At 60.5% G+C, this 24909-nt stretch carries 23 protein-coding genes and 1 rRNA gene; 12 read left to right on the top strand and 12 right to left on the bottom strand.

The genetic code is table 11. From position 1 onward, the window contains the following. Positions 1-12: 12 nt before the first annotated feature. The 11 genes from B3R00_RS09250 to B3R00_RS09300 all read right to left on the bottom strand — a co-directional run bounded on the left by B3R00_RS09250 (position 13) and on the right by B3R00_RS09300 (position 11759). The gene (locus B3R00_RS09250; protein ID WP_286998772.1) at positions 13-861 is read right to left on the bottom strand and encodes a hypothetical protein; all 849 of its coding nucleotides are present in this window, start codon (positions 859-861) and stop codon (positions 13-15) included. A gap of 80 nt (positions 862-941) precedes the next feature. Continuing rightward, positions 942-1226, bottom strand: a complete 285-nt coding sequence (locus B3R00_RS09255; protein ID WP_286998773.1) for a hypothetical protein — start codon at positions 1224-1226, stop codon at positions 942-944. A gap of 43 nt (positions 1227-1269) precedes the next feature. Next, positions 1270-2679 carry an ATP-dependent RNA helicase DbpA gene (dbpA, locus tag B3R00_RS09260; RefSeq protein ID WP_286998774.1) on the bottom strand — a complete coding sequence of 470 codons (1410 nt, stop codon included), beginning with the start codon at positions 2677-2679 and terminating at the stop codon, positions 1270-1272. A gap of 44 nt (positions 2680-2723) precedes the next feature. Further along, a complete protein-coding gene (locus tag B3R00_RS09265; RefSeq protein WP_286998775.1) occupies positions 2724-3641 on the bottom strand; it encodes a LysR family transcriptional regulator in 918 nt (305 codons plus the stop codon). Positions 3642-3736: 95 nt separating this feature from the next. Continuing rightward, positions 3737-4900 carry an acyl-CoA dehydrogenase family protein gene (locus B3R00_RS09270; protein ID WP_286998776.1) on the bottom strand — a complete coding sequence of 388 codons (1164 nt, stop codon included), beginning with the start codon at positions 4898-4900 and terminating at the stop codon, positions 3737-3739. Between the two features lie 57 nt (positions 4901-4957). Further along, on the bottom strand, positions 4958-5335 hold the full coding sequence (locus B3R00_RS09275) for a cupin domain-containing protein (RefSeq protein ID WP_286998777.1): 378 nt from the start codon (positions 5333-5335) through the stop codon (positions 4958-4960). Between the two features lie 14 nt (positions 5336-5349). After that, positions 5350-6582 (bottom strand): CaiB/BaiF CoA transferase family protein, encoded by a 1233-nt coding sequence (locus B3R00_RS09280; protein WP_286998778.1) that lies wholly within the window; start codon positions 6580-6582, stop codon positions 5350-5352. Positions 6583-6594: 12 nt separating this feature from the next. After that, entirely contained in the window at positions 6595-7554 is a 960-nt protein-coding gene (locus B3R00_RS09285; protein ID WP_286998779.1) for a Bug family tripartite tricarboxylate transporter substrate binding protein, read from the bottom strand. 135 nt (positions 7555-7689) lie between these two features. Beyond that, a complete protein-coding gene (locus tag B3R00_RS09290) occupies positions 7690-8643 on the bottom strand; it encodes a cation diffusion facilitator family transporter (protein WP_219163642.1) in 954 nt (317 codons plus the stop codon). Between the two features lie 149 nt (positions 8644-8792). Beyond that, positions 8793-9845, bottom strand: coding sequence for an AraC family transcriptional regulator (locus B3R00_RS09295; protein WP_219163641.1), 1053 nt, complete (start codon positions 9843-9845; stop codon positions 8793-8795). 186 nt (positions 9846-10031) lie between these two features. Further along, positions 10032-11759, bottom strand: a complete 1728-nt coding sequence (locus B3R00_RS09300; protein WP_286998780.1) for a Na+/H+ antiporter — start codon at positions 11757-11759, stop codon at positions 10032-10034. A 98-nt stretch (positions 11760-11857) separates the two neighbouring features. Here B3R00_RS09300 and B3R00_RS09305 point away from each other — a divergent pair, with 98 nt between their 5' ends. The 12 genes from B3R00_RS09305 (at position 11858) to B3R00_RS09360 (ending at position 24498) form a co-directional block, all read left to right on the top strand. Beyond that, positions 11858-13465: a carboxyl transferase domain-containing protein gene (locus tag B3R00_RS09305; RefSeq protein ID WP_286998781.1), complete on the top strand. Its 1608-nt coding sequence runs from the start codon at positions 11858-11860 to the stop codon at positions 13463-13465. A 30-nt stretch (positions 13466-13495) separates the two neighbouring features. Then, positions 13496-14278, top strand: coding sequence for an enoyl-CoA hydratase/isomerase family protein (locus tag B3R00_RS09310; RefSeq protein ID WP_284214768.1), 783 nt, complete (start codon positions 13496-13498; stop codon positions 14276-14278). Positions 14279-14316: 38 nt separating this feature from the next. Continuing rightward, a complete protein-coding gene (locus B3R00_RS09315; protein ID WP_286998782.1) occupies positions 14317-15087 on the top strand; it encodes a DUF4126 domain-containing protein in 771 nt (256 codons plus the stop codon). A 60-nt stretch (positions 15088-15147) separates the two neighbouring features. Next, positions 15148-17163, top strand: coding sequence for an acetyl/propionyl/methylcrotonyl-CoA carboxylase subunit alpha (locus tag B3R00_RS09320; protein ID WP_286998783.1), 2016 nt, complete (start codon positions 15148-15150; stop codon positions 17161-17163). A gap of 391 nt (positions 17164-17554) precedes the next feature. Continuing rightward, positions 17555-18475 (top strand): 2-hydroxyacid dehydrogenase, encoded by a 921-nt coding sequence (locus tag B3R00_RS09325; protein WP_286998784.1) that lies wholly within the window; start codon positions 17555-17557, stop codon positions 18473-18475. 26 nt (positions 18476-18501) lie between these two features. Beyond that, complete coding sequence (locus B3R00_RS09330) at positions 18502-19431, top strand: hydroxymethylglutaryl-CoA lyase (RefSeq protein ID WP_286998785.1); 930 nt, start codon at positions 18502-18504, stop codon at positions 19429-19431. Beyond that, complete coding sequence (locus B3R00_RS09335) at positions 19432-19947, top strand: YbaK/EbsC family protein (RefSeq protein WP_286998786.1); 516 nt, start codon at positions 19432-19434, stop codon at positions 19945-19947. Further along, positions 19944-20258, top strand: coding sequence for a DUF1289 domain-containing protein (locus tag B3R00_RS09340; RefSeq protein WP_286998787.1), 315 nt, complete (start codon positions 19944-19946; stop codon positions 20256-20258). Before B3R00_RS09335 ends, B3R00_RS09340 begins: the two co-directional genes overlap by 4 nt. A gap of 126 nt (positions 20259-20384) precedes the next feature. Next, complete coding sequence (locus B3R00_RS09345; RefSeq protein ID WP_286998788.1) at positions 20385-21020, top strand: 2-hydroxychromene-2-carboxylate isomerase; 636 nt, start codon at positions 20385-20387, stop codon at positions 21018-21020. 210 nt (positions 21021-21230) lie between these two features. Next, entirely contained in the window at positions 21231-22916 is a 1686-nt protein-coding gene (locus tag B3R00_RS09350) for an MFS transporter (RefSeq protein ID WP_286998789.1), read from the top strand. 243 nt (positions 22917-23159) lie between these two features. Then, the gene (locus B3R00_RS09355) at positions 23160-24221 is read left to right on the top strand and encodes a porin (protein ID WP_286998790.1); all 1062 of its coding nucleotides are present in this window, start codon (positions 23160-23162) and stop codon (positions 24219-24221) included. Between the two features lie 139 nt (positions 24222-24360). Then, a complete protein-coding gene (locus tag B3R00_RS09360; RefSeq protein ID WP_174862279.1) occupies positions 24361-24498 on the top strand; it encodes a hypothetical protein in 138 nt (45 codons plus the stop codon). A gap of 166 nt (positions 24499-24664) precedes the next feature. Here B3R00_RS09360 and rrf read toward each other — a convergent pair. Next, positions 24665-24777: ribosomal RNA gene (rrf, locus tag B3R00_RS09365) — 5S ribosomal RNA — on the bottom strand. Positions 24778-24909 lie beyond the last annotated feature (132 nt).

Genomic DNA, 24909 nt, shown 5'->3' on the forward strand with positions numbered 1-24909 from the left:
TTTAAGGGGGGATTACCGTTCTTCTTGGACGTTTTCCAAACTGATAATCTCTGATTCCTCAGAGCGCAGATTGACTCCATACAAATCACCTACTTGATAAAGTAGGGCAAGAAGAAATCCAGCTGAAGAATCTGCGTAGTTTCTTACCATTTTGCTGCTAACTAAAACAGGCTGATTAATTTTCAGCTTTAGCCATGGGCATTCAGCACATATTCTCTTATCCGCATGACTATTTCTATGAGCAATAACATTTCTAACCTGTTGCAATTCAAAAATATTTTTTGAATTTTTTTCTGAAAATTGAAATGATAAACCAAAAGGATTCAACAAAGATTCAAACCGCGTGATACCACGCTTTAAAGCACTAGAAAGATCTTGCTCTAATAATTCCACAAGAAACTCAGCTTGTTCGGCCTTAGAAAGTAGCAAGTATTCACCAAGTTTTACTCGTAACTTTAGGACAGCAGGTACTTCTAAAGCTACACGCCTATGTCTGATCCAAAGTGCAACAAATCCTTTAACAAAATGCTCAAGCCAACTCCAAAGAGCAACAACTACAAAACCATTAAGTACCGGAAAATCCTTTTCAAATTCTGTATTGGCAAGTTCTGCAGATTTCCTAGCATGGTGTAACTTAACTATTGAGGACGGATTCTGCTTACTTCCTTCAACCTCAGTCAAAACCTCAATAATCTTTGGCATTCCCCGAACCACACTTATACCTCTAGCACTTATATCGCTAATTTGCATTAGCAATTCAAGTGAATGTAGTGAATCTTTAAAGTGATCGGTAATCCACTTAGGTAACTTTGACTCTTTCTTTCCACTAAGTGGCCGTTTTTCATAATTTTTTTGCTTCATTTTTTATTTAAAAACCCACGTATAATGTCTAGTCATAAATATAGAATTAACCCATCAAAAAATCAAATAACAATCGCTATTTATAAAAAAATAAATACGTAAGTGCAACCCCGCGCGCGCAAGCGTCGCGCTCCACTTTGTGGAAGTCCTTCATATTTCCGGCGGCTGTTTGAGCGAAGCGCTGCAAGCGCGCAGTGAGTTCCGCCGGAAGCCGTCGGCAGACGCGCTTCTTTGGTGACTTTCTTGTCGCGGACAAGAAAGTTACTCGCCTGCCGGTGCGACAAACCGGCCTCTGCAAAGAAACACACCGCAGAAACAAAAACAGCAAAAGGTACAAATAAAAAAATAGCTTCTAACGCTTGCACCACAAGCGCTAGAAGCCAATTTAATGCTTAAAAGAAAAGCGCTTTACAGCACGCGCGCTCTCACACTCTTCCCCTTCACGCGTCCGTTATTGAGCTTGGCACAAGCCTCCGCCGCAATCCGGCGATCCACCGCCACGTACGTCGAAAAGTCATTCACGCTGATCTTGCCAATCTGGTCCTTGGCATAGCCAAAGTCCGCACACATGGCGCCCAGCACGTCGCCAGCGCGAATCTTTTCCTTGCGCCCGCCGATGATCTGGATGGTCATCATGGGCGGCAGCAGGGGGCCACCGGGGGCGGGCGTCAATTCGGCCACCTCCAACCACTCCGAGGGGCGGCCTTGCAGTTGCTCAATCTTGGCCACATAGGGCATTTCGTCCATGGCCACCAGGTTCAGCGCCAGGCCTTCGGCATCACCCCGGCCGGTGCGGCCAATGCGGTGGATGTGCACTTCGGCGTCGGGCGTTACGTCCACATTGATGACGCAGGCCAGGTTGGCAATATCGAGGCCGCGTGCGGCCACGTCGGTGGCGACCAGCACGCTGCAGCTGCGGTTGGCAAACTGCACCAGCACTTCGTCGCGCTCGCGTTGCTCCAGCTCGCCGAACAGGGCCAGTGCGCTGATGCCTTGGGCCTGCAGCTCGGTCACCACATCGCGGCATTGCTGCTTGGTGTTGCAAAACACAATGCTGGATTCGGGGCGGAAGTGCGCCAGCATTTGCACCACCACGTCCACTTTTTGCTTGGCGGGCACTTCGTACCAGCGTTGCTCAATTTTGTGGGCGCTGTGCTGGGCCGCCACTTGCACCATTTGTGGCTCACGCATAAAGCGTTTGGCCAGACGGTCAATGTCATCGGGGTAGGTGGCCGAGAACAGCAGGGTCTGGCGCTGCTCGGGGCATTGCTCGACCACGGTGGTGATGTCGGCGTAAAAGCCCATGTCCAGCATGCGATCGGCTTCGTCCAGCACCAGGGTCTGGATGTTGGAGATGTCGAGCACGCCACGCTCGATCAGGTCCATCACGCGGCCGGGCGTACCAACGACGATGTGCGCGCCGTTTTCCAGGCTGGCAATCTGGTTGCGCGTGGGCACGCCACCGTAGACAGTGACGACCTTGATGTTCTCTTGCGCGCGCGCCAGGCGGCGGATTTCGGTGGCCACTTGGTCGGCCAACTCGCGCGTGGGGCACAACACCAAGCCTTGCACGGCAAACCAGCGCTGGTTCAGGCGCTCCAGCAGAGGCAGGCCAAAGGCGGCAGTTTTGCCGCTGCCGGTGCTGGCTTGGGCGATCAGGTCTTTACCGGCCAGCGTCAAAGGCAGGCTGGCGGCTTGGATGGGCGTCATCTGCTCATAGCCCAGCGCTTGCAGGTTCTGCAAGGTGGCGGGATGCAAGCTGAGTGAGGAAAACGCCGTAGAAGCGGTTGCGCCTGCGGCGCTGGTGTGGGTATTCATGGCCGCAATTATCCGGGCCTGCTGCAGCCCGCGCCCGGGCTGGGTCAATCGTGCGCGTTTTCTGCTGCTGGGCCTGGGTGGGCGGCCACTTGCTGCTGCACGCTGCGCACAAAGGCCTGCAGCAAAGGGCTGGTGTGGTCTCTGCGCCAAGCCAGATAGGCAGGGGTAGCCACCGTCACACCTTGCAGCGGCGCATAGGTGACCCCGGCAATCCCCGCACGCTCGACACAGCGAGGCACCAGCGCCACGCCCTGCCCGGCAGACACCAGCGCTGCCACGGTCAGCCATTGCCGCGCGGCATGGGTGGTGTTGGGGTGAATGCCCGCATGGTGCAGGCAGGAGATGACGTTGTCGTAATTGGCGGGCGCCACATCCCGGGCAAACATGACAAAGGTTTCGTCACGCAGCAGCTGCAAATCAATGCTTGCCTGCCCTGCCAGTGCGTGCCCTGCGGGCATGCAGCACACCAAGGGCTCATCGCCGATGTGCAAGGTTTCCAGCAGATCCGGTGCGTGGCTGATATTTAAAAACCCAGCATCCAGCTGCCCATCGGTAATGGCTTGCAACTGGTCGTGGGTCGCGGTTTCATGCAGGCACACTTGCACCAGGGGCCGGGTGGTTTGAAAGTGCCGGCAATATTCGGGCACCTGCCGGTAAATCATGGTGCCCGTGATGCCGATGTTCAGCCGCCCTTGGGCGCCTTGCGCCACGCCACGCACCACTTCGGCAGCACGCTGCATCTGGTTGAGGACTTTGCGCGCCTCTTGCAAAAATGCCTCACCTGCGGGCGTGAGCGTGACTTGTTTGGCATCGCGCTCCATCAGCACCGCACCCAGATCTTGCTCCAAGGTTTTGAGCGCCACGCTCAACGGTGGCTGGGTAATCGACAAGCGCTGTGCCGCACGCCCAAAGTGCCGCTCTTCAGCCAGTGCAACAAAGTAACGCAAGAGGTGGGTTTTCATGGTGACTGCATCTTGCATCCACCGTTGGGGAGGCAGATTCACCCGACTCCTAGCATTTACCCTTGCATGCACGGCTGAACGGGGCGTTGGCAGGCTCAGTAGGACTTGGGCAAGCCCAGCACTTTTTCTGCGATGAAGTTCATGATCATCTGTGGGCTGACCGGAGCCAGTCGCGGAATCCACGACTCACGCATGTAGCGCTCTACATGGTATTCCTTGGCATAACCCATGCCGCCGTGGGTGAAGATGGCGGTTTCGCAGGCTTTGCCGCAGGCCTCGGCAGCCAAATATTTGGCTGCATTGGCTTCCGCAGCGCAAGGCAACCCACGGTCGTACAGAAAAGCGGCTTTTTGCACCATGAGGTGGGCGGCCTCCAGCTCCATCCACGATTGGGCCAAGGGGTGCTGAATGCCCTGGTTCTGGCCAATCGGCCGGTCAAACACCACGCGTTCTTTGGCGTACAGCGCCGCGCGTGCCAGCGCAGCACGGCCCAGGCCCACAGCCTCAGCAGCGATCAGGATGCGCTCCGGGTTCATGCCGTGCAGGATGTAAGAAAAGCCTTTGTTTTCTTCACCAATGCGGTCTTCCACCGGAATGCGCAGCCCGTCGATGAACAGCTGGTTGGTGTCCACGCATTTGCGGCCCAGCTTGGGAATTTCATGCACCTCGATATGGCTGCGATCCAAGTCGGTATAGAACAGGCTCAGCCCTTCCGTGCCCTTGCACTCCTCGACCGGCTTGGTGCGCACCAGCAGCAAAATTTTGTTGGCCACCTGCGCGGTAGAGATAAACACTTTCTGGCCAGAAACCACGTAATGGTCACCATCGCGCACCGCCTTGGTCTGGAGCTTGAGGGTGTTCAGCCCGGCATTGGGCTCCGTCACACCGAAACAGGCTTTGTCATGCCCCGCAATCAATGGTGGCAGCCAGCGTTTTTTCTGTGCTTCAGAGCCAAACACCACCACGGGGTGCAAGCCAAAAATATTCATGTGCACCGCAGAGGCACCGGACAACCCTGCGCCTGTGGCAGAGATGGTGTGCATCATCAATGCGGCTTCGCTGATGCCCAGCCCTGCGCCGCCGTAGGCCTCTGGCATGGCAATTCCTAGCCAGCCGGCATCGGCCAGTGCCTTGTGAAAGTCATGCGGAAAGCCCCCTTCGTGGTCTTTTTCCAGCCAGTAATCGGCATCGAAAGGGGCACACACACGCTCAATCGCGTCACGAATTTGCTCTTGCTCGGCATTCCACAAAAAATCCATGTTGTCTCTCAGCGGTGATTGGGTTCTTCTAAAAGTCTAGGAAAACGCTCGCTGCGCTCAAGGGCGGCGTACCCGTGCAGGGTTTTCTGCATAGGGCGGGCTGTAGATCACCAGCAGGCGCACGGGTGTGTCGCTGGTCACGCGGAAGATGTGCATCACGTCTTGCGGGAAGAAGCAGGTATCACCAGGCAACATCGCGAACGTCTCGCCGTCTACCTCGACCTCGGCCGTGCCTTCCAGCAAATAGCACGCTTGCTCCATACCGGGGTGGGCATGGGGCAATGCGCCACCACCTTTTTCCAGCGTGCCCAGCACCACTTCCATGTGCTCGGCCCCCACATTGGCTTGGCTGACCAAGCGCTTGTTCACCGTGCCGTGGTGGTTGGCAGGGCTGTAGCCCTGCACGTCTTTTTCTCGCACCAAATAACGCGACATGTTCATCTCCTTGATCAAGCCACCACACAGGCCGCCTGGCGACAGGCGCCGCTGGCTTGCATGGCTGCAATTTCTTCATTCGAATACCCCAAGCGCAACAGCACGGTGGCGGTGTGCTCCCCGAGTTGCGGGGCGGGGCTGGGTTGGGTGGCGGGCGGCGTCTGCGACCATTGCGTGGGGACACCGGTGGTTTTGATCGGCCCTTCGGTGGGGTGATCCAGGGTGCGCACAAACCCTGTGGCTTGGTGGTGCGGGTCTTGCAGCAGGTCTTCCGGGGAAGCCATGGGCATATTGGGCACATCTGCCGCATCCAGCAGCGTGCGCCACTGCGCCGTGGTGCGCTGGCGCATGAGTTGCCCCACCTCGGCATACACCGCGTCAATATGCGCTGCACGCTGGGTGTGCGTGGCAAACATGGGGTCTTGCATGCGTTCTGGCTGCCCGATTGCCTGGAAGAAGCTGTGCCAGTGCTTGTCGTTGTAGATCAGCACGCACAGGTAGCCATCCGCCGTCTGGTAGGGCTTGCGATGCTCTGTCAGCAACCGCGCATAACCAGCGCCCCCCATCGGCGGCTCAAAACTCAATCCGGCCAGGTGGTCACCCAGAATGAATTGCGTCATGGCTTCAAACATGGGCACCACCACGGCTTGGCCTTGGCCACTGCACTCCCGTGCATACAGCGCGGTGGTGACGGCGTAGACCGCATGCAAACCGGTGACGCGGTCGCCCAGCGTCATGGGGGCATAGGCGGGCTCGCCGCCACCATATTGCTGGGACAGCCACGGCACACCGGTTGCGCCCTGAATCAGGTCGTCATACGCAGGCTTGCCGGCGTAAGGCCCTGCTTGGTCAAAGCCGCAGCAGCTGACATGGATGAGGCGGGGATTCAGCGCCTTCAGATCGTCATACGACAGCCCCAGCCGCGCCATGGCTTGGGGCCGCACATTGCTGATGAGCACATCGCTGTCTTTCAGCAAGCGCAGCAAGGCTTCTTTGGCACTGGGATTTTTCAAGTCCAGCACCACCGACTGTTTGCCCTGATTGGCCTGCAAGAAGATATAGCCCATGCCCGCATTGCGCATGGGGCCGACATGCCGCATGTTGTCGCCCTCGGGCGACTCCACCTTGATCACTTCAGCCCCCAAAGAGGCCAAAATCTGCGTGGCAAACGGCCCCATGATGACGGACGTCATGTCCACCACCTTGACGCCAGCCAGCGGGCCTGAGGCGGTCGTACGCTGCTCCATACCCACCTCGCCTTACTGCGCTTCGATCTTGGACTGCTCGATCAGCTGCCCCCAATTGTTGAGCTGCTGCTGCACGTAGCGCGCGAACTCTTTGGGCGTGGCCGTGGGCCAGACTTCAAAGCCCACCTGCGCCAGCTGGTCCTTCACGTCTTGCTCTTTCAGCAGCACTTGCAGCTCGGCATTCAGGCGCTCGGCAATTTCGGCGGGCATGCCTGCGGGACCAAAAATACCGTTCCATGACGTGATGTCAAAACCAGGCAGCGCTTTGGCCATAGGGGGCACGTTGGGCAGCAAGGTCGAGCCCTTGGCCGCTGTCACGGCCAGCGTGCGCACACGATCCGTTTTCAGCATGCTCCAGCCAGAGCCCAGATCCACCACATACATCTGGATTTGGTTGCCCACCAAATCGGTCAACGCCTGAGGGCTGGACTTGTAAGGCACCGATGTGATGCGGGTGTTGGTCAAAAACTTGAAGGTTTCGGATGCCACCAGCGAGGTGCTATTGGGCGTGCCGTAGGACAACTTTTCAGGGTTGGCCTTGGCATAAGCGATCAGCTCTTCCGTGGTGTGGGCTGGCACCGAAGGGTGCACGACCAGCGCAAACGGCAACTCGCCCACACGCGCCACCGGGGTGAAGTCTTTGATGGGGTCGTACTTCAGCTTTTTGATCAGCCACGGGTTCGCGGAATGCGAGGTGTTGGTGGTCATGAACAAGGTGTAGCCGTCTGGCTTGGCCTTGGCTACGTAACCGGCGCCAATCTGCGCGCTGGCACCCGCTTTGTTCTCCACAATCACGGGCTGCTTCAGCCGCTCACCCAGCTTGTTGGCGATCACCCGCGCCACCGCGTCGGTGCCACTGCCTGCTGCAAACGGCACCACCATGGTGATGGGGGCTGAAGGGTACGCCTGTGCAAAGCAAGATGCCGCCGCGAACAGCGATACGGCTCCTGCGATGGCTCGCAATGTTGTCATGCTTGTCTCCTTGTGACTTTGAAGTACTGTGTGCCCAGTACTCATGCCATGTTGGAGTCATGCATCATTCGCGTCCAATTCTTTTTAACGCAGCAATCATTCGATTTGCGAATCACCCATCGCTGCGGCCCAGCGCTAGCGGATGGTGCCCATTTCTGTTTCCAGCACCGTCGCGGCACCTTGGGGCAGCAACTCAATGCGGGCCTGCACGCGGGGTATGGCGGCCATCAGCGCGGCCTCGGTGCGCTGGCGCCAGTCTGCAGCCTGGGCCAGCGTCCACTCCCCGGGCACGTGCAGGTGCAGGTCGATAAAGCTGTGCCCACCGGCTTGGCGGGTGTGCAGGCTGTCAAACACCAGGTGCTCGCCCGTTTGCAGCTGTGCAGCCTGGGTTTGGGCTTGCAGCACGGCATCAATCTGCGCCAGTTGTTCGGGGTCCAAGGCAATGTCCATCAGGCCTTGCGAGGCGCGCCACAGCAGCACGGCGCCGTGCCACAAGATGTTCAGCGCCACTGCCACGCCAGCAAGTGGGTCAAGCCACCACCAGCCGCTGGCTTGGGCCAGCACCAGTCCAAGCACCACCCCCACCGAGGTGTACACATCGGTCAGCAAGTGGCGTGCATCGCCCTCCAGTGCCATGGAGTGGTAGGTGCGCGCACTGCGAAACATCACCCACGCCAGCGCACCGTTGAGCACGGTACTGAGCAGCGACAGCCCCAAGCCCCAGTCCAGCCGTTGCAGGGGCTGGGGCGACAGCCAGCGGTCCACACTGACCCACAGGATGGCCAAACTGGCGCCAATGATCAGCAGCCCCTCAAACCCGGCAGAGAAATACTCTGCCTTGTAGTGGCCGTAGGGGTGGTCTTCATCGGCCGGGCGCTGGGCGATGGTGAGCATGGCCAGCGCAAACGTGGCTCCGGCCAAATTCACAAACGACTCCATGGCATCCGAGAGCAACCCCACCGAGCCGGTCAGCCACCATGCCAGCATCTTGAGCACGATGGTGATGACGGCCACCAACACGGAAATGCGCAGCAAGCTGCGGGGAGTCAACCAACCCTCCAGGGCGGAGGGAGCCTGTGGTGATGCCATGCCATTCCTTCGTTCACCGCAATCGTGATTGCGAATGATTTTGGCTCTCAGCGCTTATCCAGCAAGCGTTGACAGCTATGTTTTTTCATGAATGCAGCAGTGTAGCGCGGCAACCCGCGCGCCGCCAGCCCTGCGGGGTGCGGCCCTGCTTATCGCGCGCGCTGGGCTTGTCGGTAGGCGCCCGGTGCTTGCCCCGTCCATTGCACAAAGGCACGGCCAAAGCTTTTCTCACTGGCAAAGCCACAGGCCTGTGCCACGCGTTTGAGGGGCAAATCGCTGCGGTGCAACAAATGCAGGGCGCGGTGGCGGCGTACATCGTCTTTGAGCTGCTGCAAGCTGCTGCCTTGCTGCTGCAACTGCCGGTGCAAGCTGCGCGGAGCCAGGTGCAATTGCGCACACAGGCTGGCGGCCGTGTGCCCGCATTGCGGATGCGACGCCAAGGCCTGGCGCACGCGCTGCACCAAGGGCTGGCCGGGCGTGTAGGGGCGCACCTGGATCGGCAAGGCGCGCTGCAGCATGGCGTTGAGCGCCTGCTCATCGCGCAACACGGGCAGCTGCAGCAGCGCAGCATCCAACTCCAAGCTGGCCACTGCTGCGCCAAATTGCACGGGGGCTTCAAACAGCAGGTCATACACGCCGTAGTGCGCAGGCCGGGCAAAGGGAAAGCTGGCACGGCGCAGGGGCAAACGTGCATCCACCAGCCAGCTGGCAAAGCCGTGCAAATTGCGCAGCACCGAGAGCTGACAGAACTCCGCCATCGCCGCGTGCGGCGCCCCGTCGCCCTGCACCACCAGCGTGATGGTGGCCAGGCTGCCATCTACCTGCAGCTGCAGCGCCACGTCCTGCGTCAGCAAGCCATGGTGGCGGCACCAGCGCGCCACGGCCAGGCCCAGCGAAGGGCTGCTGATGCTGGCGCGTGCCAGCAAGCCATAGCTGCCCCAGGGCAGGCGGCGGCTGAACCAGCCCAGCGCCTCGTCATCCAGCTCGCGCATGGCGTGGTCGCACAGCAGCTCCATCTGCAGGGCCGTGATGCGGGCGCTGTCCTCTTGCAGCAGCTGTGGCGCAATTTGTGCCGCCTGCAGTGCGCCCTCCACGGCCATGCCCCGCTGGGCATAGGCGTGCGCCACGCTGCGCACAAAGGCGATGGGGGTGTGGGCGGGGTGTTGGGCGGCTGTGGCAGCCACCAGCAAAGGCGTGCTCATATGGCAATTATTGCAACCTATGTGACCGCTTCTGTATCGGTCATCGCCCTAGGATGACAACTACAGCGGCCCGTGTGCCCAGCCCGGGCCAGTGGTGTTGCCGTCGATGCGCAGGCATTGCGCCTGCGTCGAAGTTTGTGGTTTCAGGAGACGTTCACGCGTATGCGCACCCGCCCTTTGTCCGTATCAGTTGGCACCATGCGCGCTGGCCATCGGCATGCCGGCGGCTTTGCGCGCCACCACCAGGCGTTTGCGCAGGGCCACTTCGGACATATCCAGCTCACTGACCATGGCGCGCAAGGTTTCGTCGTTGATCCGGTGTGCCTGGCGCTCGGCGTACAGCGTGTCGCGCTCTACCTGGATGCAGTGCAGCCGCAGCTCCATCTCTTTCACATAGCGCTCACGGCGCTCTTGCACCATCTCCGGCGTGTCGCGCTGGGCTTCGGTGCTGGTGGCCACGCCGCTGTCGTCCAGCAAGTGAATGCGGTTGCGGTATTCCTGCGTGATGCGGCCCACCACCTCTTGGTACTGCGCCAGCCACTGCTCGTCGTGCTGCTGCACATCGCTGTCGGTAATGGTCAGGCTGGCAATCGCCGCCTTGCAGGCCGCCGTGCGCGCCGCACGTTCTTCGTGCTGGGTCTCGGTATCTTCATGCGCCGGCATGTGCCGCAAGATCAAGGGCAGCGCAATTGCCCCCAAGATCAAGGTGAACAAAATCACGCCCGTGGCCAAGAAGATGAGCAAGTCGCGCTCCGGGAACGGGCGGCCGTTGTGCAGATACACCGGGATGGACAGCGCCGCCGCCAGCGTCACCGCACCACGGATGCCCGCCATGGTGGTGGCCAGATTCAGCAGGCGCGAGGGCTTTTCGGTCATCTTGCCCTGGCGGTGGGCGGCGCGCAGTGCGCGGTGCACGCCCAGCTCAATCCACACCCAGCGCACCAGCAGCAGGCCCGAAGAAATGGCAGCCACCCAGCCCAGCAGCACCCACCAGTCATAGCCCGAATGCAAGAGGGTGGTGCCCATGATGGAGGGCAGCTGCAGCCCCAGCAGCAAGAAGATGGCGCCGTTGAAGGCGGCTTCCACCATGCTCCACGTCCCTTCGGTCTGCAGGCGCTCGGAGATGAAGTTGCTGCGATCCAGATCCGCAAAATTGGTAGCAATACCCGCAGCTACGGCGGCCAAAATGCCCGAAACACCAATTTTTTCACCCACGATATAGGCGGCAAACGGCAACAGCACCAGCAGCAGCACCATCTGGGTGGCGGCCACATCGCCCACGCGGCGCGTGACGGCATCGCGTGCGTAGCTAAAGCCCCAGCCCATGGCAGCGCCCACGCCCAGCCCGCCCACGGCCATCCAGGTGAAGTCTTTGGCCACATTGCTCCACGAGAACAGCCCGGTCAGCGTGGCGGCCACGGCAAATTTGACGGCCACCAGACCCGATGCGTCGTTCAGCAGCGACTCGCCTTCGAGCATGTGCATGGTTTTGTGCGGCATGCCCAGGTTGCGCGTGATGGCCGAGACGGCCACTGCATCGGTGGGCGAGACCACGGCCGCCAGTGTGAACGCCACCGTCAGCGGCATGGCGGGAATCATCCAATGGATGAGATAGCCCAAGCCCAGTACCGTAATCAGCACCAGACCAAACGCCAGCAGCAAGATGGGGCGAGCCAGGGCAAAAAACTCCCGTTTGGGAATGCGCCAGCCGTCGGCAAACAGCAGCGGTGGGATGAACAGCAGCAGGAACAGTTCGGGGTCGAACGCAATGTGCAACCCTTTTTGGGGCCATGCGATCAGCGCACCGATGGCAATTTGGATCAGAGGCAGGGGGATGGCGCGCACATAACGCGCGGCAATCCCCGTAAGGGCACCCAGCATCAGTACGAGCAAGACGGTTTCAACGGTGTGCATGCGGCATTTTCTTTGCGCGAGCGAGCGCGCGGCTGTCAGACAGATCCAAAGCCCCAAGGATATCTAAGTAAAAACCCCGATATAACCAAGGAGACACGATGAGCACCCTCTCCAGTCAACTGAATCCACGATCAGCAGACTTCCAAGCCAATGCGGCGGCCATGCAAACCCTGGTGGACGATTTGCGCGCACGCTGCGCACAGATCGCCCAAGGTGGGGGCGAAGCGGCGCGCGCCAAACACGTAGCGCGCGGCAAGCTGCTGCCACGTGAACGCGTGCAGTTGCTGCTGGACCCCGGCACGCCATTTCTGGAGCTGGCCCCGCTGGCCGCGCTGCACATGTACAACAACGATGCGCCGGGCGCCGGCTTGATTGCGGGCATTGGCCGGGTCAGCGGGGTGGACTGCATGGTGGTGTGCAACGATGCCACCGTCAAAGGCGGCACCTACTATCCCATAACGGTGAAAAAGCATTTGCGTGCACAAGAGATTGCGCAGCAAAACCGCCTGCCCTGTATTTATCTGGTGGACTCCGGCGGCGCCAACCTGCCCAACCAGGACGATGTCTTCCCCGACCGCGACCACTTTGGCCGCATCTTCTTCAACCAGGCCAACATGAGCGCGCAAGGCATTGCGCAGATTGCCGTGGTCATGGGCAGTTGCACGGCCGGTGGCGCCTATGTGCCGGCGATGAGCGATGAATCCATCATCGTCAAAAACCAGGGCACCATCTTTTTAGGCGGCCCGCCGCTGGTCAAAGCCGCGACGGGCGAGGTGGTGAGTGCCGAAGACCTGGGTGGCGGCGATGTGCACACGCGCCTGTCCGGCGTGGCCGACCACCTGGCCGAAAACGACACGCACGCGCTGGCGCTGGCCCGCACGGCGGTAGGTAATTTAAATAAAAACAAGGCTGTAGCGCCCGCCGATGCTGCGCCAGTAGCTCCACTTTTTGATGCGCAAGAGCTGTACGGCGTAATCCCCACCGACACGCGCAAGCCGTTTGATGTGCGCGAAATCATTGCCCGCATCGTCGATGGCAGCGTGTTCGACGAATTCAAGGCCCGCTTTGGCAGCACGCTGGTGTGCGGCTTTGCGCGCATTGAAGGCATGCAAGTGGGCATCATCGCCAACAACGGCATTTTGTTCAGCGAATCGGCCCTGAAAGGCGCGCACTTTATTGAGCTGTGCTGCCAGCGCAAGATTCCGCTGGTGTTTCTGCAGAACATCACCGGCTTCATGGTGGGCCGCAAGTACGAAAACGAAGGCATTGCGCGCCATGGCGCCAAGCTGGTCACGGCTGTGGCCACCGCCGCCGTGCCCAAATTCACCATCATCATTGGCGGCAGCTTTGGCGCGGGCAACTACGGCATGTGTGGCCGCGCCTTCAGCCCGCGCTTTTTATGGATGTGGCCCAACGCCCGCATCTCCGTCATGGGCGGCGAGCAGGCCGCCAGCGTGCTGGCCACCGTCAAGCGCGATGGCATTGAGGCCAAGGGCGGCAGCTGGAGCGCTACGGAAGAAGAAGCCTTCAAAGCCCCCATCCGCCAGCAGTACGAAGACCAGGGCCACCCCTACTACGCCAGCGCCCGCCTGTGGGATGACGGCGTGATCGACCCCGCCGACACCCGCCGCGTGTTGGCGCTGGGCCTGTCGGCCAGCCGCAATGCGCCGATCGAAGACACCCAATTTGGCATCTTCCGCATGTAATGCGCGGCACCAACCACAAGGAGACCTCCCATGTCCAAACCTGTCACCCTGACCGTGAATGCTGGCGTCGCCACCATCACGCTGACGCAGCCGGAAATCCGCAACGCCTTCAGCGACGAGGTGATTGCCGAAATCACCGCCGCCTTTGAAACCGTGGCCCAGCACACCGAAGTGCGCGCCGTGGTGCTGGCCGCTGAAGGCCCGGCCTTTTGCGCCGGTGCCAATCTGAACTGGATGCGGCGCATGGCCGACTACAGCCGCGAAGAAAACGTGGTGGACGCGGGCAAGCTGGCTGCGATGATGCACACCATCTACACCTGCCCCCACCCCACCATTGCGCGCGTGCAGGGCGATGTGTATGCCGGTGGCATGGGGCTGGTGGCCGCCTGCGACATGGCCGTGGCCGTAGACAGCGCCCAGTTCTGCCTGAGCGAGGTGAAGATTGGCCTGATCCCCGCCACCATTGCCCCCTATGTGCTGCGCGCCATGGGACCACGCGCAGCGCACCGCTACTTTCTGACGGGTGAGCGCTTTGATACCGCACAGGCCCTGCGCATGGGCTTTGTGCACGAAGTGGTCGCCGCCGACGATCTGGACACTGCGGTGGACAACCTGCTCAAGCACCTGCTGCAAGCAGGCCCGGCCGCCGTGCGGGCCTGCAAAAAGTTGGTGCTGGACACGGCCGAGCGTGAAATCACCGCCCAGCTCACCCAGCAGACCGTGGAAGCGATTGCCGATATCCGAGCCAGCGCCGAAGGCAAGGAAGGGGTGCAAGCCTTCCTTGGCAAGCGCAAGCCCGCCTGGCTCGCGTAACAGCGCTCCGCGTTTTACCTGCCTGAGCACCCTCACCCATGAACGACCTCTGGAACCCCTTGCTGCAATGGCTGCACCGCGTGGGCCTGCACCCTGACCGCGCAGAGGTCGAGCGTGCCGGTGCTGCCGTGCTGGACAGCGCCACCGGCGTCGCCCACACCGTAGGCCAAGCCGCCAGTGGTATGGACATGGCCAGCCTGCTGGCCTTGGCGGCAGCACTGGGTTGGGCCAGCGGCTTTCGGCTGTATCTGGTGGTGTTCCTGGTGGGCATGCTGGGCGCGACAGGGCTGATGGAGCTGCCCGGCGGCCTGCATGTGCTGGAACACCCGGCCCTGCTGTTTGCCAGCGGCGGCATGCTGTGCATGGAGTTTTTTGCAGACAAGATTCCCGGCGTGGATTCGCTGTGGGACTTGCTGCAAAGCGTGCTGCGTGTGCCTGCGGGCGCGGCCTTGGCTGCCGGCGTGTTCGGCGCCGACCAGGCCACCATGGCCGCGATGGCTGCGCTGATGGGGGGCACGCTGGCCGCCACCAGCCAGGCCGCTAAAACCACCACGCGCGCCCTCATCAACACCAGCCCCGAACCCTTGAGCAACCTGGGCGCCAGCCTGGCCGAAGACACAGCCGCCGTGGGCGCCGTGTGGCTGGCCCTGGCCAACCCGGCGGTGTTTGCTGGGGTGCTGGTGGTGGCCGTGATTGCCATGTGGGCGGTGACGTGGACGCTGTGGCGCTTTCTGCGGGCTGCGCTGCACAAGCTCAAAGGCTGGATGGGCACTGGCGAAACCACCCACCCAAAATTACCAAAAACATAGCTGCTAGTGCTGATGAAATAAGCGCTAGAAGCCTAAAACACCTAAAAACGGAGACCCGACATGTTCCAAAAGATTTTGATTGCCAACCGCGGCGAAATCGCCTGCCGCGTGGCCGCCACCGCCCGCCGCCTGGGCATCCAGACCGTGGCCGTGTATTCCGACGCCGACGCCCAGGCCAAGCACGTGGCCGCCTGCGACGAGGCCGTGCACATCGGCGGCAGCGCGCCCAAGGACAGCTACCTGCGCTGGGAGCGCATCCTGCAAGCCGCCCAGGCCACGGGCGCACAGGCCATCCACCCCGGCTATGGGTTTTTGAGCGAAAACGAAGACTTCGCCCAGGCCTGCCAGGCCGCTGGTCTGGTGTTCATTGGCCCGCCTGCCAGCGCCATCCGCGCCATGGGCCTGAAGGCCGAGTCCAAGCAGCTGATGGAAAAGGCGGGCGTACCTTTGGTGCCCGGCTACCACGGTGCCGACCAGAACCCCGAATTGCTGCAGCGCGAGGCCGACCGCATTGGCTACCCTGTGCTCATCAAGGCCAGCGCCGGTGGCGGCGGCAAAGGCATGCGCCTGGTGGAGCGGCGCGAGGACTTTGCCGCCGCCCTGGCCAGCTGCCAGCGCGAGGCCATCAACAGCTTCGGCAACGACGCCGTGCTGGTCGAGAAATACGTGCTGCGCCCGCGCCACATCGAGATCCAGGTGTTTGGCGACACCCAGGGCAACTGCGTCTACCTGTTCGAGCGTGACTGCTCCGTGCAGCGCCGCCACCAGAAGGTGCTGGAAGAGGCACCCGCCCCCGGCATGACCGAGGCCCTGCGCGCCAAGATGGGCGCGGCCGCCGTGGCCGCTGCCAAAGCGGTGAATTACGTGGGCGCGGGCACGGTGGAATTCATCGTCGAGCAGCCCGGCGGCTACGACGCGCCGGACGCCATGCAGTTCTACTTCATGGAGATGAACACCCGCCTGCAGGTGGAGCACCCCGTGACCGAGGCCATCACCGGCGAAGACCTGGTGGAGTGGCAGCTGCGCGTGGCCGCCGGCCAGCCCCTGCCCAAGCAGCAGTCCGAGCTGAAGATCATCGGCCACGCCATCGAGGCCCGCATCTGCGCCGAAAACCCCGACAACGGCTTTCTGCCCGCCACCGGCACGCTGCAGGTCTACCGCAAGCCGGCGTGCAGCAGTTTTGCCATCAGCGATGTGCGCGTGGACGACGGCGTGCGCGAGGGCGATGCCATCAGCCCCTTCTATGACAGCATGATCGCCAAGCTGATCGTGCGCGGCGACACACGCGCCCAGGCCCTGGCGCGGCTGGATGCGGCCCTGGCGCAGACGCAGATCGTCGGCCTGGCCACCAACGTGCAGTTTTTGCGCCACGTGGTGAAAAGCACCGCTTTTGCCCATGCCCAGCTGGACACGGCCCTGATCGAGCGCGAGAAGGCCGTGCTGTTCCACCAGAACGCTGTGCCCACGCCGCTGGCCGTGGCCGCCGCCGTGGCCCAGCAGTTGCACACCGAGCAGGCCCAGCAAGGTGCAGACCCTTTCAGCCGCCGCGATGGCTGGCACAGCCACGCCAGCGTGCAGCGCCGTTTTGCCCTGGTGCAAGCCGGTGAGCCGCTGGAGGCAACGCTGGCCTATGGCCCGCAAGGCAGCCTGCAGCTGCAAGTGGGGGCGGCACAAGGGCCGCTGCACTGGCAAGCGCAAAGCGATGGCCTGCTGCTGCAGTTTGCTGGCCTGCGCAGCACCGCCCAGGTGCATGTGCTGGGCGAGCAGCGCCACATCTTCACGCCCCAGGGCGCCACCGTGCTGGAGCTGCCCGACCCGCTGGCCCACGCGGGCGAGGGCCACCGCGAAGGCGGCCGCCTGACCGCGCCCATGCCCGGCAAGGTGGTGTCGTTTGCCGTGAAGGCGGGCGATGCAGTCACCCAGGGCCAGCCGCTGGCCGTGATGGAAGCCATGAAGATGGAGCACACCATCGCCGCCCCGGCCGATGGTGTGGTGCAAGAGCTGCTGTACGCGCCCGGCGACCAGGTGACCGAAGGGGCGGAGCTGATCCGCATTGCAGCCACCGAGGCCGCGTAAACGCCGTGCAGCTCCAGGGGAGCACCGCAGGGGGTGGGCTTGTAGGACGCGGCCAGCGCATCCTGCCCCCAGGTGCACGGTGGCACGTTCAAGGTGGGGACGCATGGCGTTCCCTGTCGCGCCCACCTCACCATGGCCCGCACCATGCGTGCCATCCCGCCAAGCTGGCACCATCGCACTGACCCCGCATGGCGCTAGATAAATTGAGCCCCCCAGGGGATGACGCAATTGGATGGGTAAAAAATGAGAGCTTCTGGCGCAGCATGTACGCCATCTTCAAATACAAAACCTTGGCAATTGCTGGATGGACCTGCGCAAGCAGCTCTCTTTTTCAAGAACGCCATGCCCACATGACAGACAGCCACACAGCCAGCCGTTACCCTCGCCATCCATGAGAGTCACTTTTTGCTGCACGGGCACCAAGCCCGAACCTTGGTTGGACGGATTGCGCGCGGCCTTGCCCGGCGCAGACATCAGTGTGTGGGCGCCCGGCGCGCCCCAGGCGGACTACGCCGTGGTCTGGGCGCCGCCCCAGCAATTCATGGATGAGCAACCCGCGCTCAAAGCGCTGTTCAACATCGGCGCGGGGGTGGATGCCCTGCTCAAGCTGAAGCTGCCCCTCCAGGCACAGGTGGTGCGCCTGGACGACGCCGGCATGTCCGTGCAGATGGCCGAATACGTGACGCAAGCGGTGATTCGCCACTTCCGCGAACTCGATGCCTACGAAGCCGATATGCACCAAGGGCAGTGGAAATTCCGCAAGCCCCAACTGCGCGCCGACTTCCCCGTCGGCGTGATGGGCCTGGGCGTGCTGGGCGAACGCGTGGCCAAGGCGCTGGGCGTGTTCGAGTTTCCTGTGCGCGGCTGGAGCCGCAGCGCCAAGCACATCGACGGCGTGCAGACCTTCAGCGGCCAAGCAGGCTTTGGCGAATTTCTGCGCGGCACGCGCGTGCTGGTCAACCTGCTGCCGCTGACGCCCGAGACCGAGAACATCATCAACCGCGCCACCCTGCAGCAATTGCTGCCCGGCGCTTACGTCATCAACGTGGCGCGTGGCGCGCATCTGGTGGACGAAGACCTGATTGCCCTGATCGCCGAAGGGCATGTGGCTGGCGCCATGCTGGATGTGTTCCGCCAGGAACCACTGCCTGCCGGCCACCCGTTCTGGGCCATCCCGCAGATCACCATGACGCCGCATACCTCGGCCCGCACCCTGCGTGAGGAAAGCATTGCCCAAATCGTCGGCAAAGTGGCCGCTATGAGCCGGGGCGAGCTCGTGCAAGGCATGGTCAATCCGCAACGTGGCTACTAAATTCAACCTATTCCAAGGAGCACAACATGTCCTACCCCACCCGCGTCAAACTGGTTGAAGTGGGCCCCCGCGATGGCCTGCAAAACGAAAAGCAGCCCGTCCCGGCTGCCGTCAAAATCGAGCTGATTCACCGCCTGCAGGCCGCGGGCAGCAAAGAGATTGAGGTCACCAGCTTTGTCAGCCCCAAGTGGGTGCCGCAAATGGCTGACAACGCCGAGGTCATGGCCGGTATTGAGCGCCGCGCGGACGTGCGCTATTCCGTGCTGACGCCCAATATGAAAGGCTACGAAGCCGCCGTGCTGACGCACCCCGATGAGATCGTAGTGTTTGGTGCAGCCAGCGAGGCGTTTAGCCAGAAAAACATCAACTGCTCGATCGCCGAAAGCATCGAGCGCTTTGCCCCCGTGGTAGAAGCCGCCCGCGCCGCAGGCATCTATGTGCGCGGCGCCATGAGCTGCACCGTGGGCTGCCCCTACGAAGGCGATGTGGCCCCAAGCCAAGTGGGTTACCTGGCCAAGCTGATGAAAGACATTGGCGTGCAGCACATTGGCGTGGCAGACACGATTGGCGTGGGCACGCCCATCAAGGTGCGCAAAGCGCTGGAGGCCACGCTGCAGCACTTTGACATCAACGATGTCTCGGGCCACTTCCATGACACCTACGGCCAAGCCGTGGCCAATACGCTGGCCGCGCTGGCCATGGGCGTGTGGCAGTTCGATACGTCGGTGGCTGGCCTGGGCGGCTGCCCGTATGCCAAGGGCGCTACGGGCAATGTGGCCACCGAAGACGTGGTCTACATGCTGCACGGCATGGGCATTGAAACCGGCCTGGATCTGGACAAGCTGGTGGATGCCGGCGCGTTCATCAGCCAGGCGTTGGGGCGCCCCACCCAGTCCCGCGTGGCCAAGGCCTTGCTGGCCAAACGTGACAGCGCTGCCGTGTGTGAGGCCGTGTAAATGTGCGGCTCTCAATTGCATGCATTGCCCGAAGCGGTGCAGCGTGTTGCGCGCTTTCTGCAAGACGCGGGCCACCCGCATGCACCACGCATGCTGGACGGCGCTGCGCGCACCGCGCAAGAAGCGGCTGACCAGCTTGGCATTCTTGTCGGCCAGGTGGCCAAAAGCGTGATCTTCAAGCGCAAGCCCGAAGGCACGCATGTGCTGGTGGTGGCAGCAGGAGACCGCCGCGTGGACGAAAAAAAGGTCGCAGCCTTGGCGGGCAAAATTGGCAGGGCCGACGCGGAGTTTGTGAAAGCCCAAACCGGCTTTTCGATTGGCGGCGTCAGCCCGGTGGCGCACGCTAACCCGCCCCTGGTGCTGATCGACCGCAGCTTGCAACGCTTTGACGTGCTGTGGGCAGCGGCTGGCCACCCGCATGCGGTGTTTGCCCTGAACCTGGCCCAGCTGCAAGCGCTGACCCAAGCCCCCGTGGTCGATATCGCCGAGGCGGTGCAAGAGGCCGTACTGACATGACAGCACCCCACATGATTCCTGCTGCCCCCCCAGCGTTGCTGGACAAGCTGCAGACCGTTGCAGCCCAAGGCTTGCTGCGCCCCGATGCGAGCGAGCTGCCCCCCTCCCCCTGTGTCAGCGTATGCCGCATGGATGCGCAGCGCCAGTACTGCATCGGCTGCCTGCGCACGCTGGATGAGTTGCGCGCCTGGGGTACCTCCGACGCCGATGCCAAACGCGCAATTTGGGGGCATATTCAGCAACGCAGTGCTTGCCCAACCCGCGCAGACACTGCGCCTGCCGTATCCACAGACCACGCCTCTTTGCCCTAAAAAAAGGAGCTGCTAGCGCTTATCTATCCGTCGTTTCATATGCTAAACACTTTGAAATCATTGACAGATCAGCGCTAGCAGCTCTGTTTTTAAGCTTCACCCCCATCTCCCCAGAAAGCCCACGCCATGCACTACATCACCATGCATTTGGATTTTGTGTCTCCCTACGCGTGGCTGGCTTTCCAGCAACTGCCCCAAACGCTGCAAGGCCTGAACGTGCACGTCACCTATCGCCCGGTGCTGCTGGGCGCCTTGCTGCGACACAGCAACAACCCCGGCCCGATGGAGACCCCCGCCAAACGCCTTTGGACGTACCGCCACACCGAGTGGCTCGGCCAGCACCTGAGTGTGCTGCTGCAAACACCCGCCAACCACCCCTTCAACCCCTTGCCGCTTTTGCGCCTGGCACTGCACACCAGCGAAGATGGCAGCATCAACCGCTATGTGGCGGAAACCGTCTTTCGCCACGTCTGGGAAGGCGGTGGCGACGCGCTCGATCCTGCACGCCTGCAAGCACTGCAGACCACGCTGGCAGTGCAAATAAACCCTGCACCAGACATCACCGATCAAGCCAAACAATGGCTGCGCAGCAATACCGAAGCCGCCAGCGCCCAGGATATTTTTGGCGTACCCGCATTCGAGGTATCGGGCCAGGTTTTCTGGGGCCTCGACAGCCTGCCCATGCTGCGCGATTTTCTGGATGGGCACCCATGGTTCACCTCCGGGGCATGGGAAAACGCCAACACCGTTTCACGGGTTTAGCCTGATTCCAGATTCAGCGCTTGCTTCTAGGCACTTTCACGCTATCTCACATCACGAAACACCGTGTGCGGGTTAGACCTCAATTCGTCAGATACGCGCAAGTTTGGCGCAAGTTAACGTTGGATTGACGTCAGAAGCGGGTCAGTACCGACTCCAAGAATGTGCTTGCCCGCCCAAAGCGGCTCATACAACACATTCAGGAGACAACACATGGCCATCAACGCTGCAAACGGCGTCGGCGCGAAAGGCGTAGCCGCTCGCCCCATGACGCCAGAAGAGCGCAAAGTGATCTTTGCCTCATCCCTCGGAACCGTTTTCGAGTGGTATGACTTCTACCTCTACGGCTCACTCGCCGCCATCATCGCCAAGCAATTCTTCAGCGGCTTGGATGCAGGCTCGGCCTTCATCTTTGCGCTGCTGGCATTTGCAGCAGGCTTTATCGTGCGTCCCTTTGGCGCGCTGGTGTTCGGCCGCCTGGGCGACATGATTGGCCGCAAGTACACCTTCTTGGTGACCATCTTGCTGATGGGTGTCTCCACCTTCATCGTGGGCATCTTGCCCAACTACGCCACGATTGGTGTCGCAGCGCCCATCATCTTGATGGTGCTGCGCATGCTGCAAGGCTTGGCACTGGGCGGCGAATACGGTGGTGCTGCCACTTATGTGGCTGAACACGCGCCCCACGGCAAGCGCGGTGCTTACACATCCTGGATTCAAACCACCGCCACACTGGGCCTGTTCCTGTCGCTGCTGGTGATTCTGGGTGTACGCACTACGCTGGGCGAAGAAAAATTCGTCGACTGGGGCTGGCGCATTCCTTTCTTGGTCTCCATCTTGCTGCTGGCCGTGTCGGTGTGGATCCGCATGACGCTGCACGAGTCTCCCGCCTTCCAGAAAATGAAGGCCGAAGGCAAGACCTCCAAGGCACCTTTGACCGAATCCTTCGGCCAGTGGAAAAACTTGAAAATCGTGCTGCTGGCTTTGTTCGGCCTGACTGCAGGCCAGGCGGTGGTCTGGTACACCGGCCAGTTCTACGCGCTGTTCTTCCTGACACAGCAGTTGAAAGTCGACGCTGTTACCGCCAACCTGATGATTGCTGCCGCTTTGCTGCTGGGCACGCCTTTCTTCGTGATCTTTGGTACGCTGTCCGACAAGATCGGCCGCAAGCCCATCATCATGCTGGGTTGCGCGCTGGCCGTATTCACCTACTTCCCCGTCTTCAAGGCGCTGACCGTCGCCGCCAACCCTGACTTGGCAGCCGCACAGGCCAACGCCAAGGTCGTGATCGTGGCCGACCCTGCAGAATGCTCTTTCCAGTTCAACCCTACAGGCACTGCCAAGTTCACCAGCTCCTGCGATATCGCCAAGCAAGCCCTGGCCAACCGCTCCGTGAGCTATGACACCGAAGTTGCACCTGCAGGCACCCCTGCCGTCGTGAAGATCGGCTCGCACACCGTTGCCAGCTACAGCTCCGTGGGTCTGAGCGCTGATGAAGCCAAGGCCAAAGCCGCCGAATTCAACAAGGGCTTGGCTGAAACATTGAAGCAAGACGGCTACCCAGACAAGGCCGATCCCGCCAAGATGAACAAGCCCATGATGATCTTGATCTTGTTCTACCTGGTCGTGCTGGTCACCATGGTCTACGGCCCCATCGCCGCCATCTTGGTGGAAATGTTCCCCACCCGCATCCGCTACACCTCGATGAGCTTGCCCTATCACATCGGTAATGGCTGGTTCGGCGGTCTGCTGCCCACCATGTCGTTTGCCATCGTGGCGCAAACCGGCAATATGTATAACGGCCTGTGGTACCCCATCGTCATCGCCGGCGTGACCGCCGTGATTGGCACCTTGTTCCTGCGTGAAACCAAGGATGTGGATATCTACGCAGATGACTAAATCTCGCGATTAATTCGCCATCACCATTTCGGTGCGCCCCGCCCTTTTGCGGGGCGTTTCATTTAGAAGTGAACCGAAATGAAGCGAACCCATTAACGATGTTGCTGCAACGCATCATTTGTCATCAAAACTTCATGCAAAACCACTCTCTCCGCCTACTAAAACCTAGAATTTATTCAGCCCTTTGAGAATGTGTCTAAGACCAAAATCACTGGCTACTCACAAACCCACCTAGGAAACAATATGACAAAGACAACTCGCGTAATGCTGGCAGTGTTGGCGGCTTGCGGCGCTTCTGCAGCCATGGCGCAAAGCAGCGTAAATGTATATGGCCGTGTCAACACCACCGTCGAGCACCAAAAGATTGGTAGCGAAAGCCGTTCCGCAATGGAAAGCAACAGCTCCTTCATCGGCTTCCGTGGTACAGAAGATTTGGGTAACGGTTTGAAGGCAGGCTTCCAGTTGGAAGGCCAATTCAACTCTGACGATGGTTCTGGCGCTGGTGGCGCTTTCAACTTCAAACGCCATAGCGAAGTTAACCTGTCCGGCAACTTCGGTACCGTGCGTCTGGGCAAGTTCTACGTCGGCTCCTACCTGGCTACCGCTGACTACATCAGCATGCACAACCACGATACTGGCACCTCTGCTGATGCTTTGTACGCATATGTGTTCCCCGATGGCAACCAGATCTCTTACCGCTCCCCTGACTTCGGTGGCGTGACAGCTGAATTCAACTACGGCTTTGGTGAAAAGGCCAACCGCACTACAGGATTGCCTGGTGATGGCACGAACGTCCTTGCAGTCGCAGGCGAACACAAAGGTGCTTTCGATGCATCTTTGAACTATAACAACGGTCCCTTGGGCCTTGGCTTGGGTTACACACGTGCCACGACTGAAGGTCTCTTGGACGTGAAAGAGCAACAACTGGGTCTGCGTGCCAGCTACTCGATTAATGCTCTGACACTGGGCGCTTACTACCAGTATTACAAGGCCGACGCATCTGCTACCGGCATCAACCTCGACACCAAGCGCCATGCTTACCGTCTGGCCGCCATGTACACCATGGGTGCTTCAGAGTTCCACGCAAACGTAGGCCGTGCACAAGCCTATAAGGGTGACCTGTCTGGCGCTAAGACTGCCGCTACCCAATGGACACTGGGCTACAACTACAACCTGAGCAAGCGTACCAAGGTGTACGGCTACTTCACCAAGATCAACAACGGCAATGATGCTGCTTATGGTGGTGTAGTTAATGCAGGCGATAACTTCCGCTCTATCGCTGTTGGCGTTCGCCACTTGTTCTAATTAAGAGCGTAAGCTCTCTGCAATCCCTGTTTGGTGTAATACCAATCAGGGCTTGCTCCAAGGTTTAAGCCTCAATTCGCAAGAATTGAGGCTTTTTTTATTAGCGGCTCTGCACATCAACAACGAAAAGGAGACTGAAATGTGGAAAATCGCCGTCGGCTTTGTTATTTTTGCTGCAATCTCTCTCTACATGATCATGCAATTTGGCGATCAAGTGGACATGGGCGGAGAAAAGCATGGCGCCGATGCAATTCATGCACCCGAAGAGAAAAAATAAAAAAGGAGCGCTTGGCGCTCCTTGTGCCTGGGTTTCCAAGAGGTTCAGCCCTCAGCTTCAATAAGAGCGCACGCAGTGCGCTCTGATTTTTTGTCTTTCGGTTTTCTGCCGCCCATAAAACAAAACCCCTGTCTCTTGCGGAGATCAGGGGTTTGTCACTGTAAGAGCCTGACGATGACCTACTTTCACACGGGAGTCCGCACTATCATCGGCGCAAAGTCGTTTCACGGTCCTGTTCGGGATGGGAAGGAGTGGTACCAACTTGCTATGGTCATCAGGCATAACTGTCTGCCAAGCAACAACATCTTGGTGCTGCCCAGCTAAAAATTAGCGCTTCTACTAAAAACCAAACCCCCTGCCTCGTACGAGCTCAGGGGGTTTGTCGCTGTAAGAGCCTAGCGATGACCTACT

The organism is Comamonas sp. UBA7840 (assembly GCF_002501455.1).
In the GTDB taxonomy this organism is placed as follows: domain Bacteria; phylum Pseudomonadota; class Gammaproteobacteria; order Burkholderiales; family Burkholderiaceae_C; genus Comamonas; species Comamonas jiangduensis.

Coding starts and splice junctions, on each gene's coding strand:
- B3R00_RS09250 (WP_286998772.1), bottom strand. CDS start 861: ATGAAGCAAAAAAATTATGAAAAACGGCCACTTAGTGGAAAGAAAGAG.
- dbpA (WP_286998774.1), bottom strand. CDS start 2,679: ATGAATACCCACACCAGCGCCGCAGGCGCAACCGCTTCTACGGCGTTT.
- B3R00_RS09265 (WP_286998775.1), bottom strand. CDS start 3,641: ATGAAAACCCACCTCTTGCGTTACTTTGTTGCACTGGCTGAAGAGCGG.
- B3R00_RS09270 (WP_286998776.1), bottom strand. CDS start 4,900: ATGGATTTTTTGTGGAATGCCGAGCAAGAGCAAATTCGTGACGCGATT.
- B3R00_RS09275 (WP_286998777.1), bottom strand. CDS start 5,335: ATGTCGCGTTATTTGGTGCGAGAAAAAGACGTGCAGGGCTACAGCCCT.
- B3R00_RS09280 (WP_286998778.1), bottom strand. CDS start 6,582: ATGGAGCAGCGTACGACCGCCTCAGGCCCGCTGGCTGGCGTCAAGGTG.
- B3R00_RS09285 (WP_286998779.1), bottom strand. CDS start 7,554: ATGACAACATTGCGAGCCATCGCAGGAGCCGTATCGCTGTTCGCGGCG.
- B3R00_RS09290 (WP_219163642.1), bottom strand. CDS start 8,643: ATGGCATCACCACAGGCTCCCTCCGCCCTGGAGGGTTGGTTGACTCCC.
- B3R00_RS09295 (WP_219163641.1), bottom strand. CDS start 9,845: ATGAGCACGCCTTTGCTGGTGGCTGCCACAGCCGCCCAACACCCCGCC.
- B3R00_RS09300 (WP_286998780.1), bottom strand. CDS start 11,759: ATGCACACCGTTGAAACCGTCTTGCTCGTACTGATGCTGGGTGCCCTT.
- B3R00_RS09305 (WP_286998781.1), top strand. CDS start 11,858: ATGAGCACCCTCTCCAGTCAACTGAATCCACGATCAGCAGACTTCCAA.
- B3R00_RS09310 (WP_284214768.1), top strand. CDS start 13,496: ATGTCCAAACCTGTCACCCTGACCGTGAATGCTGGCGTCGCCACCATC.
- B3R00_RS09315 (WP_286998782.1), top strand. CDS start 14,317: ATGAACGACCTCTGGAACCCCTTGCTGCAATGGCTGCACCGCGTGGGC.
- B3R00_RS09320 (WP_286998783.1), top strand. CDS start 15,148: ATGTTCCAAAAGATTTTGATTGCCAACCGCGGCGAAATCGCCTGCCGC.
- B3R00_RS09325 (WP_286998784.1), top strand. CDS start 17,555: ATGAGAGTCACTTTTTGCTGCACGGGCACCAAGCCCGAACCTTGGTTG.
- B3R00_RS09330 (WP_286998785.1), top strand. CDS start 18,502: ATGTCCTACCCCACCCGCGTCAAACTGGTTGAAGTGGGCCCCCGCGAT.
- B3R00_RS09335 (WP_286998786.1), top strand. CDS start 19,432: ATGTGCGGCTCTCAATTGCATGCATTGCCCGAAGCGGTGCAGCGTGTT.
- B3R00_RS09340 (WP_286998787.1), top strand. CDS start 19,944: ATGACAGCACCCCACATGATTCCTGCTGCCCCCCCAGCGTTGCTGGAC.
- B3R00_RS09345 (WP_286998788.1), top strand. CDS start 20,385: ATGCACTACATCACCATGCATTTGGATTTTGTGTCTCCCTACGCGTGG.
- B3R00_RS09350 (WP_286998789.1), top strand. CDS start 21,231: ATGGCCATCAACGCTGCAAACGGCGTCGGCGCGAAAGGCGTAGCCGCT.
- B3R00_RS09355 (WP_286998790.1), top strand. CDS start 23,160: ATGACAAAGACAACTCGCGTAATGCTGGCAGTGTTGGCGGCTTGCGGC.
- B3R00_RS09360 (WP_174862279.1), top strand. CDS start 24,361: ATGTGGAAAATCGCCGTCGGCTTTGTTATTTTTGCTGCAATCTCTCTC.